Here is a 19,177-nt window from a genome sequence, read left to right as displayed (position 1 = left end):
TTAACGAATCTCAACCATAGCGCGACCGCCGCGGGCCTCGACCAGTTCGCCAATCGCGGTCAGCTCGATACCAAATTCCGCCGCAGTGGCTTTAACATCGTCTTCGGCGTCCGGCGTTACCGCCAACAACAGACCGCCTGACGTTTGCGGATCGCACAGCAGGCTACGAACTTCACGCGACATGTCGCCCATCAGATGACCATAGCTGGCGAAGTTGCGCTCTGTGCCGCCCGGTACGGCGCCCAGAGCAATATACTCTTCCACGCCCGGCAGTTTAGGGATGTCCTGATAGCAAAGCATCGCCTGCACGCCTGCGCCCTGGCACATCTCGCTCAGGTGCCCCAGCAGGCCAAAACCGGTAACGTCAGTCATGGCTTTTACGCCATCGATATTGGCAAACGCCGCGCCAGCAACGTTCATCCGACACATGACTTCCGTCGCCAGCCCCTGATGTTCAGGTTTAAGCAGCGATTTTTTCTCGGCGGTGGTCAACACGCCAATCCCCAACGGTTTGGTCAGAAAGAGTTTGCATCCCGCCTGCGCGGTACTGTTTTTCTTCACCCGTTCGGTCGGCACTACGCCTGTGACCGCGAGACCAAAGATCGGCTCCGGGGCGTCAATAGAGTGTCCGCCCGCCAGCGCGATACCGGCCTGACGGCAGGCAAAGCGCCCCCCCTCGGTCACTTCACGCGCAATATCGGGCGACAGGGTATTAATCGGCCAGCCAAGGATCGCGATCGCCATAATCGGTTTGCCGCCCATCGCAAAAATATCGCTGATGGCGTTTGTTGCCGCAATGCGGCCAAAATCGAACGGGTTGTCGACTATCGGCATAAAGAAGTCGGTGGTGCTGATAATACTGGTGCCATTACCCAGATCGTAAACCGCCGCATCATCGCGGGTTTCATTACCCACCAACAGATTCGGGTCGACGAACTTCGCCTGCTCGCTATGCAGGATAGTCTCCAGCACTTTAGGGGAAATTTTACAACCGCAACCAGCGCCGTGGCTGTATTGCGTTAAACGAATGGCTTGCTCGCTCATGGACATCTCCTGTCATTGCATTCGCGCTATGGTAGCGCTCATTCCCTGATGTGGTAAGTATCACTGTCTGAATTACCGCGCCTTTGCTCAGAATCCAGACAGTTTTATCCCTCAGCGTCAGAAATAACGCACAAACGGCGTGGGGTCGGGGGTACTGATCGTCATTGACGCTTTGAGCTGCGGCGTGCCGAGATAGAGAAAACCAACAATTTTATCCTGAGGACGGCACTCAAAGGCTTCCCGCACGATAGCGCTCTCCGTTAATGCGCCGCTACGCCAGATACCATTAAACCCTTGCGCAATCGCCGCCATTTGCATCGCCATCACCGCGCATCCGGCAGACATCTCCTGTTCCCACACCGGAACCTTATGGTTTTCTTCGCATTTCGCCACCACTGTAATGATCAGCGGCGCGCGAAACGGCGCATTACGCGCTTTTTCGATCGCTTTCTCATCGCCCCCGGCAGCGACAGCGCCTTGTTCAAGCACGGCGCTGAAGCGGTCGCGCCCCTCTCCTTCAATCACAAAAAAACGCCACGGCTGTAGAGATTTATGATCGGGAACACGCATTCCCGCCCGCAGAATGTTCTGTAATTGCTCTCCGACAGGCGCCGGTTCTGCGAGACGAGAGGCGCTACGACGGTTGACCAGCAGTTCTAGTGCATCCATTTGATTAACTCCAGCAATGATATTTATTCACAAAATTAACACGGGAGCGGATTTTGTTACAGCGCAGGCAGTGATTCCTGCTGACAACTGCCTGATGGGTCATTACGATAGCCACATCTTAATGCTTTATCCTCACCAAGGTATAAGCGTTGTTACTCAGATAGGGAGAATACATGCGAACCCTGTGGCGATTTATTGCCGGATTTTTTAAATGGACGTGGCGAGTGTTGAACTTCGTCCGTGAAATGGTACTCAACCTGTTCTTTATTTTTCTGGTCCTGGTGGGCGTTGGGATCTGGATGCAGATCGGTAACGGCAGCAACAGTGAGCAAACCGCGCGCGGCGCTCTGCTGCTGGATATTTCCGGCGTCATTGTGGATAAACCGTCCACCAATCATCGTCTGGGCGCGCTGGGTCGCCAGTTATTTGGCGCCAGCTCCGACCGTCTGCAGGAAAACTCCCTGTTTGACATCGTCAACGCTATTCGTCAGGCGAAAGATGACCGTAATATCACGGGTATCGTTCTGGATCTGAAAAACTTCACCGGCGCCGATCAGCCATCAATGCGCTATATCGGTAAAGCGCTGCGCGAATTCCGCGACAGCGGCAAACCGGTTTTCGCCGTGGGTGAAAACTACAGCCAGGGTCAGTATTACCTCGCCAGTTTCGCCAATAAAATTTGGCTTTCCCCACAGGGTCAGGTAGATCTTCACGGCTTCGCTACGAATGGCCTGTACTACAAAACGCTGCTGGATAAGCTGAAAGTCTCTACCCACGTTTTCCGGGTCGGCACCTATAAATCCGCCGTCGAGCCGTTTATCCGCGACGATATGTCGCCCGCCGCCCGCGAGGCCGACAGCCGCTGGATAGGCGAACTGTGGCAGAACTACCTGCATACCGTTTCCGCCAATCGCCAGATTTCGCCGCAACAACTCTTCCCCGGCGCGCAGGCTATTATCGACGGGTTAACTAGCGTGGGCGGCGACACCGCCAAATATGCGCTCGACCATAAACTGGTGGACGCCCTCGCCTCCAGCGCAGATGTTGAAAAAGCGCTGACGAAGCAGTTTGGCTGGAGCAAAACCGAAAATAACTATCGCGCGATCAGCTATTACGATTATTCGCTGAAAACGCCTGCGGATACCGGCGGTACTATTGCGGTTATTTTCGCCAATGGCGCGATTATGGATGGCGAAGAAACGCCAGGGAATGTCGGCGGCGACACTACGGCATCGCAGATCCGCGACGCACGCCTTGATCCTAAAGTGAAAGCGATTGTGCTGCGCGTCAATAGCCCAGGCGGTAGCGTCAACGCCTCCGAAGTTATCCGCGCCGAACTGGCGGCGGCAAGAGCGGCTGGCAAACCGGTGGTGGTCTCAATGGGCGGCATGGCGGCCTCCGGCGGTTACTGGATCTCTACGCCGGCAAACTATATCGTGGCCAGCCCCAGCACGCTGACGGGTTCAATTGGCATCTTCGGCGTCATCAATACGGTAGAAAACAGCCTGTCGTCGATTGGCGTACACAGCGACGGCGTTTCCACCTCGCCGCTGGCGGATATTTCGATGACCAAAGCGCTGTCACCGGAAGTGCAGCAGATGATGCAACTCAGTATTGAGTACGGCTACAAACGCTTTATCACGCTGGTGGCAGACGCGCGTAAGCGTACGCCGGAGCAGATTGATAAAATCGCACAAGGCCATGTCTGGACCGGAGAAGACGCGAAAGCCAATGGTCTGGTGGACAGTCTCGGCGACTTTGACGACGCCGTCGCCAAAGCGGCGGAGCTGGCGAAACTGAAACAGTGGCATCTTGATTACTATCAGGACGAACCGACGGTCCTTGATATGGTCATGGACAGTATGACCGGATCAGTACGCGCCATGCTGCCGGAGGCCATTCAGGCGATGCTCCCGGCGCCGCTCGTTTCCGCCGCCAACACGGTGAAGGCCGAGGGGGATAAACTGGCGGCATTTAACGATCCGCAAAACCGTTATGCGTTCTGTTTGACTTGCGCGAACGTTCGCTAATGCTTCATCAATAGCCATACCGGATGGCGGCGTCTGCTCATAGCCGCCATCCGATAATCATTAATACGTCCTTCGCGACACGACTGAACATTATCATGCAAAAGAAATCAATTTACGTTGCCTATACCGGCGGTACTATCGGTATGCAGCGCTCAGATAAAGGGTATATCCCGGTGTCTGGGCATCTTCAGCGTCAGCTGGCGCTGATGCCGGAATTCCACCGCCCGGAGATGCCGGATTTTACCATCCATGAATATGCCCCGCTGATGGATTCATCAGATATGACGCCGGAAGACTGGCAGCATATCGCTGCAGATATCAAAGCGCACTACGATGAGTATGACGGTTTTGTTATTCTGCACGGCACCGACACGATGGCGTTTACCGCATCGGCGCTCTCTTTCATGCTGGAAAATCTGGGCAAACCGGTCATTGTGACAGGGTCACAAATTCCGTTGGCTGAGCTGCGCTCCGACGGGCAAATTAATTTGCTGAATGCGCTTTATGTCGCCGCCAACTACCCTATTAATGAAGTAACGCTGTTTTTTAATAATCGTCTGTTCCGCGGCAATCGCACGACCAAAGCCCATGCGGATGGTTTTGACGCTTTTGCCTCTCCTAATCTGCCGCCCTTGCTGGAAGCAGGAATTCACATTCGCCGTTTAAATACGCCTCCCGCGCCCTACGGTTCTGGTGAATTAATCGTTCACCCTATTACGCCGCAGCCGATAGGCGTAGTGACGATTTATCCGGGGATTTCCGCCGAGGTAGTACGTAACTTTCTGCGTCAGCCGGTAAAAGCGCTGATTCTGCGCTCTTATGGCGTAGGCAACGCGCCGCAAAATAAAGCGTTTTTACAGGAGCTGAAAGAGGCCAGTTCGCGCGGCATCGTGGTGGTTAACCTGACGCAATGCATGTCAGGGCGAGTCAATATGGGCGGGTACGCTACCGGTAATGCACTGGCGCACGCTGGCGTGATTGGCGGTGCCGATATGACTGTCGAAGCCACCTTAACCAAACTGCATTATTTGTTAAGCCAGGGTCTGGACACTCAGGCGATTCGTAGCGCGATGGCGCAAAACTTGCGTGGTGAATTGACGCCGGATGATTAAAAAATCCCGACGACAAGGAGAAGATAATGACAAACCGGGCCTTATTACTGGTCGACTTGCAAAATGACTTTTGCGCCGGCGGCGCGCTGGCTGTAGCGGAAGGCGACAGCACCATCGACATCGCCAACGCTCTTATTGACTGGTGCCAGCCCCGGCAGATTCCGGTGCTGGCCAGCCAGGACTGGCATCCCGCGCAGCATGGCAGCTTCGCCAGCCAGCATCAGGCGGAACCCTATAGTCAGGGAAAGCTGGACGGGCTGCCGCAAACGCTCTGGCCGGATCACTGCGTTCAACATACCGACGGCGCGGCGTTACATCCCCTGCTTAACCAACATGCGATTGACGCCTGTATCTATAAGGGTGAAAACCCGCTGATTGATAGCTACAGCGCGTTTTTTGACAACGAACATCGGCAGAAAACTACCCTTGATACCTGGCTTCGCGAGCATGACGTTACCGAGCTTATCGTGATGGGGTTGGCGACCGATTACTGCGTAAAATTTACGGTGCTGGATGCGCTAGAGTTGGGCTATGCCGTTAACGTTATCACCGATGGCTGTCGCGGCGTGAATATTCACCCGCAGGATAGCGCACACGCGTTTATGGAGATGGCGGCGGCAGGCGCGACGCTGTATACGCTGGCAGACTGGGAAGAGACGCAGGGCCAGGCTGTCGCCAGGTAGCGGAGCAGGTATCGTATCCGGTCAATACATCACGCAACGGTGAGACCATTGCATAGATCTTTGGGCCGGATACGTCACGTCAGCGTCGCTACCAGGCAAAGCTCAACGCAGGCTGGAGAGCGCTTCTAACAAAACAGATTAAAAAGCGCGGGCTGGCTGTCGCAATGTTCTGGGAATAAGGCACCGATGACAATAATCAGTTAGCGACACAGTTGGCGGACTCGCTGGACATTAAGCGTTATTCGTAAAAATATGGCGGGCCTGTGCCTGGCAGCAATGAGCAGGCCCGGTAAGCACAACGCATTGGCAATTAAACCACCGGATGGCGACTACCTCTTATCCGGCTCCCCGTTACTGCATTTTCAATGTCGCAATCGGCTTTGACGTAATACCGAAATCCGCTTTGAGCTGCTGCTTGCTTTTCATCACCATCTGACCGTGAGTATCGATCGTCATATGTTGCGCTTCGGTATTGTGCCGCGCCTGCCATAGCATCACCAGTTGCAGGCTGTTTTCTTTCTGTTCCGGCGTCAACGCCACGCCATCCGGCCATTTACCCAGCTCAACGGCGGTGGATAAACGTTGATACACTTCCGGCGTCATGCTGTTAATGATCTCATCAAGATTCATGATGTGTCCGCTCCTGTGGAATAATTTGCTGAATCGTTTTTTCAGCCTTTCAGTTGATCGCCGTTTTTCTCGTCAGAAAAGGCCAGCGAGGCCGAGTTAACGCAATAGCGCTCACCGGTTGGCTGCGGCCCGTCCGGGAAAACGTGTCCGAGATGCGCATCGCAGTTACCGCAACGAATTTCGACACGCTGCATGCCATGAGAAAAATCGTCTATGTAACGAATCGCCTCTTCGCTGACGGGCTGGTAAAAGCTAGGCCAGCCGCAGCCTGAATCGTATTTGGTGTGGGAGTGAAAAAGCGGCGTATCACAGACCAGGCAGTGATAAACCCCATCGCGTTTATTATGTAGCAGGCGTCCGGTAAATGGCGGTTCTGTGCCACGATCCTGCGTCACATAGAATTGCATTTCGGACAATTTTTTCTTGAGTTCTTCTGCTGAAGGTTGGTTAGCCATTTGCTCACATCTCACTTTAAACGTGCTCACATTGCCTGACCGATTCTAACAAAACATTAACACCTCAGTACCAACTTTTGTTCTAAACTTGATCATTGCGAAATGGCGGCTCACGAATCGTGACTGATGTCACATTATTATCTCGGTTGCCCTTTAAAATTCGGGGCGGCGCCCCCATGTGGTTTCAAGCCGAAAGGAAGAGTGAGGCGAATCAGCCGCGCAAAGGTTGTGCAGAGGATTGATTTGTCGCAATGATTGACACGATTCCGCTTGACGCTGCGTAAGGTTTTTGTAATTTTACAGGCAACCTTTTATTCACTAACAAATAGCTGGTGGAATATATGACTATCAAAGTAGGTATCAACGGTTTTGGCCGTATCGGTCGCATTGTTTTCCGTGCTGCTCAGAAACGTTCTGACATCGAGATCGTTGCAATCAACGACCTGTTAGACGCAGAGTACATGGCATACATGCTGAAATATGACTCCACTCACGGCCGTTTCGACGGTACTGTTGAAGTGAAAGACGGTCATCTGATCGTTAACGGTAAAAAAATCCGTGTTACCGCTGAACGCGATCCGGCTAACCTGAAATGGGACGAAGTTGGTGTTGACGTAGTGGCTGAAGCTACCGGTATCTTCCTGACTGACGAAACCGCGCGTAAACACATCACCGCTGGCGCGAAAAAAGTGGTTCTGACGGGTCCGTCTAAAGACAACACCCCAATGTTTGTTAAAGGCGCTAACTTTGACAAATACGAAGGCCAGGACATCGTTTCCAACGCTTCCTGCACCACCAACTGCCTGGCGCCGCTGGCTAAAGTTATCAACGACAACTTCGGCATCATCGAAGGTCTGATGACTACTGTTCACGCGACTACCGCAACCCAGAAAACCGTTGACGGCCCGTCTCACAAAGACTGGCGCGGCGGCCGCGGTGCATCTCAGAACATCATCCCGTCCTCTACTGGCGCTGCTAAAGCGGTAGGTAAAGTACTGCCAGAACTGAATGGCAAACTGACTGGTATGGCGTTCCGCGTTCCGACTCCGAACGTATCCGTTGTTGACCTGACCGTTCGTCTGGAAAAAGCGGCTACCTACGAGCAGATCAAAGCTGCTGTTAAAGCTGCTGCCGAAGGCGAAATGAAAGGCGTGCTGGGTTACACCGAAGACGACGTTGTATCTACCGATTTCAACGGCGAAGTATGCACTTCCGTGTTCGATGCTAAAGCAGGCATCGCGCTGAACGACAACTTCGTGAAACTGGTCTCCTGGTACGATAACGAAACCGGTTACTCCAACAAAGTACTGGACCTGATTGCTCACATCTCCAAATAAGTTGAGATGACACAGTCATTGGTAAGAGCGACTCAGGTCGCTCTTTTTTTTGCTTAAAGATATACCCGTCATACTTCAAGTTGCAGGTGTGTTGGCTATGCTTTCTCACCCGAATCACTGACGGAAGTCGAACTTATCGGGATGAATCAGGGATGTCCATGTCCCTGGCCGAAGGTTACCTACGGTTGTTCAAATTCGTTCCCGATGAATTTGTCGTCACTTGCCGCGTTACTCGGCCTGCGGCCTCGCCTCTACGGGCCAGCGCAAGCACTGGTCAAGGCACAAGCGCCTTGTCATGCAACTCGAATTATTTAGGGTTAAGAGGATTGCGTAATGATTAATAAAATTTTTGCCCTCCCGGTTATCGAACAGCTTACCCCTGTCCTTTCCCGTCGTCAGCTTGATGACCTGGATCTGATCGTCGTTGACCATCCGCAGGTTAAAGCCTCTTTTGCATTACAGGGCGCGCACCTTCTCTCCTGGAAACCCGTTGGCGAGGATGAGGTATTGTGGCTCAGTAATAATACGCCTTTCAAAACCGGCGTGGCGCTACGCGGCGGTGTACCGATCTGCTGGCCCTGGTTTGGACCTGCGGCTCAACAGGGTCTGCCGTCACACGGCTTTGCGCGTAATCTTCCGTGGGCGCTAAAAGCGCATAATGAAGATGATAATGGCGTAATGCTGACATTTGAGCTGCAAAGCAGTGAGGCCACCCGGAAATACTGGCCGCACGATTTCACGCTGCTGGCTCGTTTTAAAGTGGGCAAAACCTGTGAAATTGAACTGGAAGCGCATGGCGAGTTTGCAACCACATCCGCGCTCCACAGCTATTTTAACGTTGGCGACATCGCCAACGTTAAGGTCAGCGGACTCGGCGATCGGTTTATTGATAAAGTTAACGACGCTAAAGAAGGTGTCCTGACCGACGGTATACAAACCTTTCCGGACCGTACCGATCGCGTTTACCTCAATCCTGAAGCATGTAGCGTGATCCACGATGCGACATTAAACCGCACGATTGATGTAGTTCACCACCATCACCTTAACGTCGTAGGCTGGAACCCTGGCCCGGCGTTGTCCGTCAGCATGGGCGACATGCCGGATGACGGCTATAAAACGTTTGTCTGCGTTGAAACGGTTTACGCTACTGCGCCGCAACAAGCCACAGAAGAAAAACCCTCTCGTCTGGCGCAGACTATCTGCGTCGCTAAACGCTAAAAGTGAATGGATAACGGCGTTGCTATAGGCTCTGGAAGACGCCAGCCGCCATCAGGCATGACCTGCCGGATGGCGGCACTTACACATTTTATCCGGCGTCACACCATATCCAACGCGGTTTTCCCTTTTGGCGTAGGCCAGGCGTTGTCCAGTAAGGCAAGTTCGTTTGCTGACAAGGTAATCTCAAGCGCCGCCGCATTTTGCTTCACGTGTTCTGTACTTCCGGCTTTCGGGATCGCCATCACGCCCGGATGCGCAATCACCCACGTCAGTAAGATTTGCGCCGCCGTAGCGTTATGCGCTTGCGCAATTTCATTCACCACCGGATGATTCAGTAAACCGCTACGTAACCGGCCAGCCTGCGCCAGCGGGCTATAGGCCATCACTGGCATTCGCTGTTGTTGACACCACGGCAATAAATCATACTCAATACCGCGTGACGCCAGATGATAGAGCACCTGATTTGTCGCGCATTGCTGTCCCCCAGGGATGCGCCACAGCGCCTGCATATCGTCATAATCAAGATTAGAGACTCCCCAACGGCGAATTTTTCCCTGCGCGATTAGCCGCTCCATACCTTCAACGGTCTCTTCGAATGAAAAGCTTCCGGTCCAGTGCAATAGATAGAGATCGAGATAATCTGTTTTCAGACGACGCAGGCTTTCTTCACAGGCGGCAACTATCTTCTGGCCGCCAGCGTTCCACGGGTACACTTTTGACACCAGAAATGCCTCATCGCGTCGCCCTGCTAACGCCTCGCCCACGACCTTTTCCGCCCCGCCGTCGGCATACATTTCCGCTGTATCAATAAGGCGTAACCCCAAATCCAGCCCCGCGCGCAACGCCGAAACCTCGCGCTGACGTTGATCCGCGCGCTCGCCCATATACCATGTTCCCTGTCCGATGGCAGGAAGCGTCACCTGCCCGCAAAACGTTACGTTTTTCACTGATTTCATTTCCTTTTCAATGTCACTCGACGGTAAAACAATACAGGACTCTTAGACCCTACGGTAATGTCCGGCATCATACCGCGCAAGGGGGGCGATTTTCTTGTCACTGACGAACGTCATCTGCAATCATGTCGACGATGCGGGTAATATGCGCGGCGGGTCGCTGATTCAGTAATAATTGACGCATCACATTCATATAGGGCGTCACATGTTGAAAGAACTCCAGATATCCTTTACAGAGATAATTTTGCCGTTCGCCGCCGTCCATACAAATTCGATGTTTCGGACAACCGCCGTGACAGGCAAAGCGCCACGTACAGTTCTGGCAGCGTGAAGAAAGGTTTGCTTTAGCCGCGCCAAACTGCTGCTGAAAAGGAGAGGCCGCCATTTCTTCTAAAGAGTGTTGCTGCAGATTGCCCAGTTTATAGGCGGGAAAAACAAAATGGTCACAGCTAAACACGTCGCCATTCTGCTCCACCAGCAAACTTTGCCCGCAGGTCGACTGCATCGTACAAAGCGTGGCGGGCTCCCCCATCCAGACGCCAAGTAAGTTGTCAAAAAGCTGTACGAATATGCGTCCGACATCGTGACGTATCCATTGATCAAAAACATCGCACATAAAGGCGCCCCACCCTTCAGGCGTGACGGAAAAGGGCATCAGCGAAGGCGAATCTTCATTGTCAGATAACGTCAAAGAACGCTGCGCTTTTTGCGCGAGCGGCTCAACAATGGGAATAAATTGCAGGTGTTTACTTTCCAGTTCCTGCGTCAAAAAATGATAAATAGCGTTGCCATGACGGCATGACGCATCATTCACGACAGTGAGCGTATTGAACTCGACATCATTTGCCTGCAGAAGGCGGATAGCATTAACGACTCGGGAAAAAGACGCCCGCCCTGACGGTGTTTTCCGGTAATTATCATGAACGACTTGCGGCCCATCAATCGATATACCAATCAGGAACTGATGCTGCGCAAAGAATGCCGCCCACTCTTCATTGATTAATACGCCATTGGTTTGCAGACTGTTGTAGATAGTTTTGCCGTTGGCATAGCGTTGCTGCAAGCGCACCACTTTTTGGTAAAAAGAAAGACCGCATAGCGTCGGCTCTCCCCCCTGCCAGCAAAACGAGACCTCTGAGGATGGCGTATCATCAATTACCCGGCGGATATACGTCTCCAGCACATCGTCAGACATGACGCGCTGCCCCCGGGGTTTATCAAGATAGAAACAGTACTTGCAGGATAAGTTACACAGACTGCCGCTGGGCTTGGCTACGGTATTGAATACTATGCTCATTCGTCTTACTCGCTGTGAAGAATGGGTATAGCATAAGCGGGACGTGACAGGGCGATATCAGCCAGCATTGCAACAATTATTACGCTAATTGTTAGCGCAGTTGTAATCACCTGGATTTTTCATATAAAAGGCTAGTTTTTTAAATTGATGTAACAAAGTATAAATCACATAAGGCTGCGCCATACCCGGTCAACAGCGCATTTATGCAAGCCGTCATGTTCGCGTTTCAGACAGCACAAAGCCCGCATAACGCAGGCTTTGTCGTGGTTTTTCCGGCAAATTCAATCAATCAGAATCTATAGGTCACGCCAGTAGAAAGGATACCGGTCCAGGATTTATCCACCATCGGGCTGTCGGTAATTTCATCCGACAGGCGGGTGTAGCGCGCAGTACCATATACGCTCCAGTTACCGGCGAAATTATAGTTAGCGCTAAGTTCAAGATACGGGTTCCAGCTATCGTTCGGGTTATAGCCGCGCAGGCCGCTACGCGAAGATTCTTTACGTGATACGCCGTAATAGTAATCGTTCTGGTTCTCGCTATTCCATTCAACCCCGATACCAGGCGTTAAGGTCAGCCCGCCATTGGTATACCGATACAGCCAGGCCAGATCCCAGACAATACCGTTACTGTTATCCAACGTATCCCCTGCCAGTGAGGTACGCAGGAATCCATACTGGGTGTGATGCGCGTAAGAAACGCCCGCCATCATAGTACTTTTACGCCTGTCCAGACGACGCAACTGATGGTCATCGCTGTCGCCCGGTTTGAAGTACATCGGGGACCAGTATGCCATGATTGACAACTTATCGGCATTGTCATTCCACAAGTAGTACCCGCCGCCCAGACCACGGAACCAGAAGTTTTCGCTTTCATAAGCGATGACCGGTATCGGATAAACATCGCTATCGTAATCTTTATAAGGGTGTTCAACCACACCAACGCCTGCGCCCAACGTCAGGTTGCTTTCAGCGTGCGCGACGCTGGCGGATGTTGCAATAAACACGCCAAGAGCCAGAAGTTTAAGTTTGGTCACAATCCATAATTCCTTATTCAAATGTTCTGCGGCAAAAGTGTAACCGCCAATACCTGTAAGCCCAACTATTTTACACAATGTAACCGTTTAATATCACCACCACCGATTATTTTCAGATGATCGGCTGATGATCGTTATGTGACCGGGAACGCTTTTTCTGATATCCACCAGCCTTTTCTACCTGATGAGTTATTGATATGTCATCGAAATCCACTGACGCGTACAGGCAAGTTTTGCAAATGCCATCTACGCTTAATGTTAAGAAGGTGTATCACCGGACACGTTGATCTTCTGACCAATAAAATGGCATGAGAGTTGCTTTTTTTTCCTTAGCAGAGACGGCGTTCAGTCTACTTCTTCCGGGAGCCTCTACTATTCATATGAACGGCTCTTAACATGTGCGAAAAAACGAAAGGATGGCATATCATGAATATATTCGATCACTATCGCCAGCGTTACGAAGCTGCCAAGGACGAAGAGTTCACACTGCAGGATTTTCTTACCATTTGTCGGCAAGATCGCAGTGCTTATGCCAACGCGGCAGAGCGGCTATTAATGGCTATCGGCGAGCCTAATATGGTCGACACTGCCCAGGAACCCCGACTTTCCCGACTCTTCTCCAACCGGGTTATTGCTCGCTATCCTGCGTTTGAAGAGTTTTACGGCATGGAAGACGCGATTGAACAGATTGTCTCTTATCTGAAACATGCGGCGCAAGGGCTGGAAGAGAAGAAGCAAATTCTCTATTTGCTGGGACCTGTGGGGGGTGGCAAATCATCGCTCGCTGAACGGCTGAAATCGCTAATGCAGCGCGTGCCAATTTATGTTTTAAGCGCCAACGGCGAGCGTAGTCCGGTCAACGATCATCCGTTATGCCTGTTTAATCCGCAGGAAGACGCGCAGATCCTGGAAAAAGAGTACGGTATTCCGCGCCGCTATCTCGGTACGATTATGTCCCCGTGGGCGGCCAAACGCCTGCATGAGTTTGGCGGCGATATTACTAAATTCCGCGTGGTGAAAGTCTGGCCCTCCATTCTGGAGCAGATTGCCATCGCCAAAACGGAACCCGGCGATGAAAACAACCAGGATATTTCGGCGCTGGTCGGCAAGGTGGATATTCGTAAACTCGAACATCACGCCCAGAACGATCCGGATGCGTATGGTTACTCTGGCGCGCTGTGCCGCGCTAACCAGGGGATCATGGAGTTCGTCGAGATGTTTAAAGCGCCTATTAAGGTGCTGCACCCCTTGCTGACCGCAACTCAGGAAGGTAACTACAATGGTACGGAAGGTATTTCCGCCCTGCCCTTTAATGGCATCATACTTGCCCACTCAAACGAATCTGAATGGGTGACTTTCCGTAACAATAAAAATAACGAAGCGTTCCTCGATCGTGTCTATATTGTGAAGGTGCCTTATTGCCTGCGAATCTCCGAAGAGATCAAAATCTACGAGAAACTGCTTAATCATAGCGAGCTGGCTCATGCGCCCTGCGCGCCGGGCACGTTGGAAACGCTTTCGCGCTTCTCGATTCTTTCCCGCCTGAAAGAGCCGGAAAATTCCAGTATTTACTCGAAAATGCGCGTTTATGACGGTGAAAGCCTGAAAGATACCGACCCCAAAGCCAAATCGTACCAGGAGTATCGCGACTATGCGGGCGTGGACGAAGGGATGAACGGTCTCTCCACCCGATTCGCCTTTAAGATCCTCTCCCGCGTATTCAACTTCGACCATGCGGAAGTGGCGGCAAACCCGGTACATCTGTTCTACGTTCTGGAACAACAAATTGAGCGTGAACAGTTCCCGCAGGAGCAGGCTGAGCGTTATCTGGAGTTCCTGAAAGGCTACCTGATCCCGAAATACGCCGAATTTATCGGCAAGGAGATCCAGACGGCCTATCTCGAATCTTATTCTGAGTACGGGCAGAACATTTTTGATCGTTATGTGACTTATGCGGATTTCTGGATTCAGGATCAGGAGTATCGCGACCCGGATACCGGTCAACTGTTCGATCGCGAGTCGCTGAACGCCGAACTGGAAAAAATTGAAAAACCAGCGGGTATCAGTAACCCGAAAGATTTCCGTAATGAGATAGTAAACTTTGTCCTGCGCGCCAGAGCCAACAATAGCGGCCGTAATCCAAACTGGACCAGTTACGAGAAGCTGCGCACGGTGATTGAGAAAAAAATGTTCTCCAATACTGAAGAGCTGTTGCCGGTCATTTCTTTTAACGCCAAAACGTCGACTGACGAGCAGAAAAAGCATGACGACTTTGTCGATCGGATGATGGAGAAAGGGTATACCCGTAAGCAGGTTCGTTTGCTGTGCGAGTGGTACCTGCGCGTGCGTAAATCGTCGTGATGTTAATGCCCGGTGGCGCTTGCGCTTACCGGGCCTACAAAGTAATGTTCTGTAGACTGGCTAAGCGTTAGCGCTATCCGGCACTGACAGAACAGGCGCTCAGTTGGCAGTACGGGGGGCATATGACCTGGTTCATAGACCGACGTCTTAACGGCAAAAATAAAAGCACGGTGAATCGCCAGCGCTTTTTGCGTCGTTATAAAGCACAAATTAAGCAGTCGATTTCCGAAGCGATTAATAAACGCTCTGTGACCGATGTCGACAGCGGAGAGTCCGTCTCTATTCCAACCGATGATATTAGCGAACCGATGTTTCATCAGGGGCGCGGCGGTCTGCGCCATCGCGTCCATCCGGGTAACGATCACTTTATCCAGAATGATCGCATTGAGCGTCCGCAAGGCGGTGGCGGCGGTTCCGGCAGCGGTCAAGGTCAGGCCAGCCAGGACGGCGAAGGCCAGGATGAGTTTGTTTTTCAGATTTCAAAAGATGAGTATCTGGATCTGCTCTTTGAAGATTTAGCGCTGCCTAATCTGAAAAAAAACCAGCATCGCCAGCTTAACGAGTATAAAACTCACCGCGCCGGTTTCACCTCAAACGGCGTGCCGGCCAATATCAGCGTGGTACGTTCGCTACAAAACTCTCTGGCGCGCCGTACAGCAATGACGGCAGGAAAACGCCGCGAACTGCACGCGCTGGAAACGGAACTGGAGACCATCAGCAAAAGCGAACCAGCGCAACTGCTTGAAGAGGAGCGGTTACGTCGGGAGATTGCCGAACTACGGGCTAAAATCGAGCGAGTGCCGTTTATCGACACTTTTGATTTACGCTATAAAAATTATGAAAAACGACCTGAGCCCTCCAGCCAGGCGGTGATGTTCTGTCTGATGGACGTCTCGGGTTCGATGGACCAGGCAACCAAAGATATGGCCAAGCGTTTTTACATTCTGCTTTATCTGTTTTTGAGCCGAACGTATAAGAACGTCGAAGTGGTTTATATCCGCCACCATACCCAGGCGAAGGAAGTGGACGAACATGAGTTCTTTTATTCGCAAGAGACCGGGGGGACGATTGTCTCCAGCGCGCTTAAACTCATGGATGAAGTGGTTAAAGAGCGCTACGACCCGGGGCAATGGAACATCTATGCGGCGCAAGCGTCAGACGGTGATAACTGGGCCGACGATTCACCGCTGTGTCATGAGATTCTGGCGAAAAAGCTGCTGCCGGTAGTGCGCTATTACAGCTATATTGAGATTACCCGCCGCGCCCACCAGACCTTATGGCGCGAGTATGAACATCTGCAGGCGACGTTCGATAACTTCGCCATGCAGCATATTCGCGATCAGGAGGATATTTATCCGGTATTCCGCGAATTGTTTCAGAAACAGAGCGCCAATCAAAGTGCATAAACCTAAATCAGCCCGTAATGCGTCACGGGCTGATTTATCACTAACAAGGCGATTATACATATTGCCATTACAATAGCCGTAAACCTGTATATCTCCTGACTGGATTAACCTTACATGCGCCGACTTATCACTGGAATAGTATGGATTTATTAATGCCAGCAATACTCACCAGGAGGTGGCGGTAATTGCAGAGAATCAGGGGGTTGTAGTTTGCAAAAAAGCCATGGACCCGAAAAATCAAAATCCCACGGACTATCACTACCCGACGCTGCCATAGCAGACGACGTGAACCCCGCAGCCAGCAATGCAAAAAGAAAAATTGTTGCCATTTCTTTAAATCGTTTCATAGTGCCTCCGAACGGAAGTACATTATTATCCTTACCACTTCACACTCCTTTCGCGTAATAATAAAGGCTATTTTATTTTCGTTAGTGTTAAATCGATGCCGTTAATTAACAATTTACTTTTTGCGACAATAGTCACGACTGAAAATATCAACATCATATATTATTGAATTTATTAAATCGAGAATGATTTTTATTCCATAACATCAACACGTTTTATTTTTAAACAGTCTATTAGAGGAATTCTCATCGCTATGGTAAACTAACGCATCCGACTTTCAGGGCTGTAGTTCATCATGAATTTGCATCATAAAGCGCTCAGGCACTTTATCTCGGCAAGCGTCATCGTTTTGACATCGTCCTTCCTGATTTACGAACTTATTGCCAGCGACAGGGCAATGAATGCCTATATGCGTTATATCATGGAGAGAGCCGATTCGTCGTTTTTGTACGATAAGTACCAGAATCAGAGCATCGCCGCACATTTGATGCGAACTTTTGAAGCGCCGGGAGACCCCGTCACCGCAGAAAAACGCCGCGCGTTTTGCGACGCCTTTGAGGCTATTAACGGTACGCACGGTGTCAACCTGACCCGGCATAATTATCCGGCGCTACATGGTACCCTGCAAACCGCCGCTACACAGTGTACCGATAATCTTGATGACGCCCTTTTACTGCCTGCATTTGATCAGGCGGTAAGCATCAACCGTTCGCAGGACGACCACAGTCACGGGCTGGGCACACTGGAGCTTAAATTCCGTTATTACGTTGATTTAAATAAACATTATGTCTATTTCTATGATTTAATCAACTCACGGCGCTTCGCCATGCATCGTTGGACTTTTTTACAAAAAGGCACAATGGGTATTAACAGAAAAGATATAGATAAACTTTTTACCGGCCGTACGGTTATTTCAAGTATTTACATGGATGATATTACCCAGGAAAACGTCATGAGCTTTTTAACGCCAGTCTATCTGGCGGGAGCGTTAAAAGGTATCGTGATGGTGGATGTTAACCAGGATAATTTAAAAAATATTTTTTATACCCAGGACCGTCCGCTGGTTTGGCGTTATCTTAACGTAACACTAAAGGACATGGACTCCGGAAAAGAAATTATTATTAATCAAAGCAAAAATAATCTGTTTCAATATGCGAATTATAGCCATGATATCCCTGGTGGACTGCGCGTTTCGTTGTCCCTTGATTTAACCTATTTCCTTGTCTCGTCCTGGAAAGCGCTGGCCTTTTACTTACTGGCAACGGCGCTCCTGCTTAATATGGTACGGATGCACTTTCGGCTTTATCGCAACGTCACACGCGAAAATATTAGCGATGCCATGACCGGGCTTTACAACCGTAAAATATTAACACCGGTGCTGGAACAGCGACTGCAACGCCTGGTCAATACCGGGACGCCGGTGGCATTTGTCGCTATTGATTGCGATAGGTTAAAACTGATCAACGATACCCAGGGGCACCAGGAAGGCGACCGAATTATAACCCTGTTGGCGAAAGCGATTAAAACATCGATTCGTAAAAGCGATTACGCCATTCGCCTCGGCGGCGATGAGTTCTGTATTATTCTTGTTGATTACGCGGCGGATTTGGCTATCCATCTGCCGGAGCGTATTATTCGTAACCTGCAAATTATCGCACCGGATAAGACAGTCCATTTTTCTGCCGGGATTTATAATATGCAGCCCAATGATACGATTAATGATGCCTACCAGGCTTCCGATGCGCAGCTCTATCTGAACAAACAACAAAAACAACATCGTTCATCATAGTGCTTCGCAGTAAATGTTCATATTGCACCAGGAGTGAGAAATGGCCGAAATGACTGAAGTCGCGAAGGGTGTCGCTACACACCAACGTTTAGTGGCTTTATTAACCCAGGAGAACGCGCGCTATCGTGTGGTGAGCCATGAAGCAGTAGGAAAATGCGAAGCGGTATCTGAAATACGCGGTACTGCGCTGGGCCAGGGCGCAAAAGCGCTGGTCTGTAAAGTCAAAGGCAACGGCGTCAACCAGCACGTTCTTGCTATTCTGGCGGCCGATCAGCAAGCCGACCTCTCTCAGCTTGCTTCACATCTGGGCGGCTTACGCGCTTCCCTTGCCAGCCCGGCGGAAGTCGATATGCTGACCGGCTGCGTTTTTGGCGCGATCCCGCCTTTCAGTTTTCACCCTAATCTGAAACTGGTCGCCGATCCGCTCCTGTTTGAGCGTTTCGATGAAATTGCCTTTAATGCCGGCCTGCTGGAAAAATCAGTCATTATGAATACACAGGACTATCTGCGCATCGCCCGACCAGAACTGGCAGTCTTCCGCCGCTTTCAGTCATCGCCAACGGCTTAGTCCCCTTCCCCTTCAAGGAGCAATACAGACACAACGATAATGATAAAAATGGCGAAAAACGACACCGTAATCATCAGCGCTTCAAGAAACGGTGGATCGTACATAATTGTATCCTCAGGAAGACAACAATGACGGTTCACCTGTTAGCAATACGCGGCGTTGATGACAATTTAATGATAACGCCGTTTTTCACGTAGAGATTGTCTTTCAGGCAGTTGCCTGAAATCCGCATCAATCGTTAAAA

18 protein-coding genes are annotated in these 19,177 nt (G+C 51.0%); 9 read left to right on the top strand and 9 right to left on the bottom strand.

All coding sequences use genetic code 11. From position 1 onward, the window contains the following. A complete protein-coding gene (gene selD / locus ACLJTG_RS00825; RefSeq protein WP_001294904.1) occupies positions 1-1,044 on the bottom strand; it encodes a selenide, water dikinase SelD in 1,044 nt (347 codons plus the stop codon). 117 nt (positions 1,045-1,161) lie between these two features. Beyond that, positions 1,162-1,713: an NAD(P)H nitroreductase gene (locus ACLJTG_RS00820; protein ID WP_079981142.1), complete on the bottom strand. Its 552-nt coding sequence runs from the start codon at positions 1,711-1,713 to the stop codon at positions 1,162-1,164. 173 nt (positions 1,714-1,886) lie between these two features. Here ACLJTG_RS00820 and sppA point away from each other — a divergent pair, with 173 nt between their 5' ends. From sppA to pncA, 3 genes are all read left to right on the top strand, one after another. Next, complete coding sequence (sppA, locus tag ACLJTG_RS00815; protein WP_001259874.1) at positions 1,887-3,743, top strand: signal peptide peptidase SppA; 1,857 nt, start codon at positions 1,887-1,889, stop codon at positions 3,741-3,743. Positions 3,744-3,838: 95 nt separating this feature from the next. Further along, the gene (gene ansA, locus ACLJTG_RS00810) at positions 3,839-4,855 is read left to right on the top strand and encodes an asparaginase (protein WP_001170134.1); all 1,017 of its coding nucleotides are present in this window, start codon (positions 3,839-3,841) and stop codon (positions 4,853-4,855) included. 26 nt (positions 4,856-4,881) lie between these two features. Further along, positions 4,882-5,538 (top strand): bifunctional nicotinamidase/pyrazinamidase, encoded by a 657-nt coding sequence (gene pncA, locus ACLJTG_RS00805; protein WP_000184707.1) that lies wholly within the window; start codon positions 4,882-4,884, stop codon positions 5,536-5,538. A 351-nt stretch (positions 5,539-5,889) separates the two neighbouring features. Here the strand turns inward: pncA and ACLJTG_RS00800 are convergent, their stop codons facing one another. Beyond that, entirely contained in the window at positions 5,890-6,168 is a 279-nt protein-coding gene (locus tag ACLJTG_RS00800) for a YeaC family protein (protein ID WP_001046864.1), read from the bottom strand. A gap of 41 nt (positions 6,169-6,209) precedes the next feature. Continuing rightward, on the bottom strand, positions 6,210-6,623 hold the full coding sequence (msrB, locus tag ACLJTG_RS00795) for a peptide-methionine (R)-S-oxide reductase MsrB (RefSeq protein ID WP_001519539.1): 414 nt from the start codon (positions 6,621-6,623) through the stop codon (positions 6,210-6,212). Positions 6,624-6,964: 341 nt separating this feature from the next. Here msrB and gapA point away from each other — a divergent pair, with 341 nt between their 5' ends. Then, entirely contained in the window at positions 6,965-7,960 is a 996-nt protein-coding gene (gene gapA, locus ACLJTG_RS00790; protein WP_000153505.1) for a glyceraldehyde-3-phosphate dehydrogenase, read from the top strand. A gap of 333 nt (positions 7,961-8,293) precedes the next feature. Then, positions 8,294-9,178: a D-hexose-6-phosphate mutarotase gene (locus tag ACLJTG_RS00785; RefSeq protein WP_000608655.1), complete on the top strand. Its 885-nt coding sequence runs from the start codon at positions 8,294-8,296 to the stop codon at positions 9,176-9,178. 98 nt (positions 9,179-9,276) lie between these two features. Here ACLJTG_RS00785 and ACLJTG_RS00780 read toward each other — a convergent pair whose 3' ends face one another. The 3 genes from ACLJTG_RS00780 to ACLJTG_RS00770 all read right to left on the bottom strand — a co-directional run bounded on the left by ACLJTG_RS00780 (position 9,277) and on the right by ACLJTG_RS00770 (position 12,464). Continuing rightward, positions 9,277-10,134, bottom strand: a complete 858-nt coding sequence (locus ACLJTG_RS00780) for an aldo/keto reductase (protein ID WP_072158829.1) — start codon at positions 10,132-10,134, stop codon at positions 9,277-9,279. A 97-nt stretch (positions 10,135-10,231) separates the two neighbouring features. Beyond that, entirely contained in the window at positions 10,232-11,428 is a 1,197-nt protein-coding gene (locus ACLJTG_RS00775) for an anaerobic sulfatase maturase (RefSeq protein WP_000029247.1), read from the bottom strand. 289 nt (positions 11,429-11,717) lie between these two features. Next, on the bottom strand, positions 11,718-12,464 hold the full coding sequence (locus tag ACLJTG_RS00770) for a MipA/OmpV family protein (protein WP_000163762.1): 747 nt from the start codon (positions 12,462-12,464) through the stop codon (positions 11,718-11,720). 426 nt (positions 12,465-12,890) lie between these two features. On the opposite strand from ACLJTG_RS00770, the gene yeaG reads away from it, so the two are divergent. Next, the gene (gene yeaG / locus ACLJTG_RS00765) at positions 12,891-14,825 is read left to right on the top strand and encodes a protein kinase YeaG (RefSeq protein ID WP_001518010.1); all 1,935 of its coding nucleotides are present in this window, start codon (positions 12,891-12,893) and stop codon (positions 14,823-14,825) included. 122 nt (positions 14,826-14,947) lie between these two features. Continuing rightward, complete coding sequence (locus ACLJTG_RS00760; protein ID WP_000219722.1) at positions 14,948-16,231, top strand: YeaH/YhbH family protein; 1,284 nt, start codon at positions 14,948-14,950, stop codon at positions 16,229-16,231. A gap of 149 nt (positions 16,232-16,380) precedes the next feature. Here the strand turns inward: ACLJTG_RS00760 and ACLJTG_RS00755 are convergent, their stop codons facing one another. After that, on the bottom strand, positions 16,381-16,578 hold the full coding sequence (locus ACLJTG_RS00755) for a hypothetical protein (protein ID WP_012218875.1): 198 nt from the start codon (positions 16,576-16,578) through the stop codon (positions 16,381-16,383). Between the two features lie 293 nt (positions 16,579-16,871). Here ACLJTG_RS00755 and dgcJ point away from each other — a divergent pair, with 293 nt between their 5' ends. Next, positions 16,872-18,365: a diguanylate cyclase DgcJ gene (gene dgcJ / locus ACLJTG_RS00750; RefSeq protein WP_198898117.1), complete on the top strand. Its 1,494-nt coding sequence runs from the start codon at positions 16,872-16,874 to the stop codon at positions 18,363-18,365. A gap of 49 nt (positions 18,366-18,414) precedes the next feature. Continuing rightward, positions 18,415-18,933: a YbaK/prolyl-tRNA synthetase associated domain-containing protein gene (locus ACLJTG_RS00745; RefSeq protein ID WP_023893413.1), complete on the top strand. Its 519-nt coding sequence runs from the start codon at positions 18,415-18,417 to the stop codon at positions 18,931-18,933. Here the strand turns inward: ACLJTG_RS00745 and yoaI are convergent. After that, positions 18,930-19,037: a small membrane protein YoaI gene (yoaI, locus tag ACLJTG_RS00740; protein WP_000272243.1), complete on the bottom strand. Its 108-nt coding sequence runs from the start codon at positions 19,035-19,037 to the stop codon at positions 18,930-18,932. The genes ACLJTG_RS00745 and yoaI overlap by 4 nt on opposite strands. Between the last annotated feature and the right edge of the window lie 140 nt (positions 19,038-19,177).

The organism is Salmonella sp. SAL00672 (genome assembly GCF_046552175.1).
Classification (GTDB): domain Bacteria; phylum Pseudomonadota; class Gammaproteobacteria; order Enterobacterales; family Enterobacteriaceae; genus Salmonella; species Salmonella enterica.
This window is presented reverse-complemented; position numbering and strand designations above follow the sequence as displayed.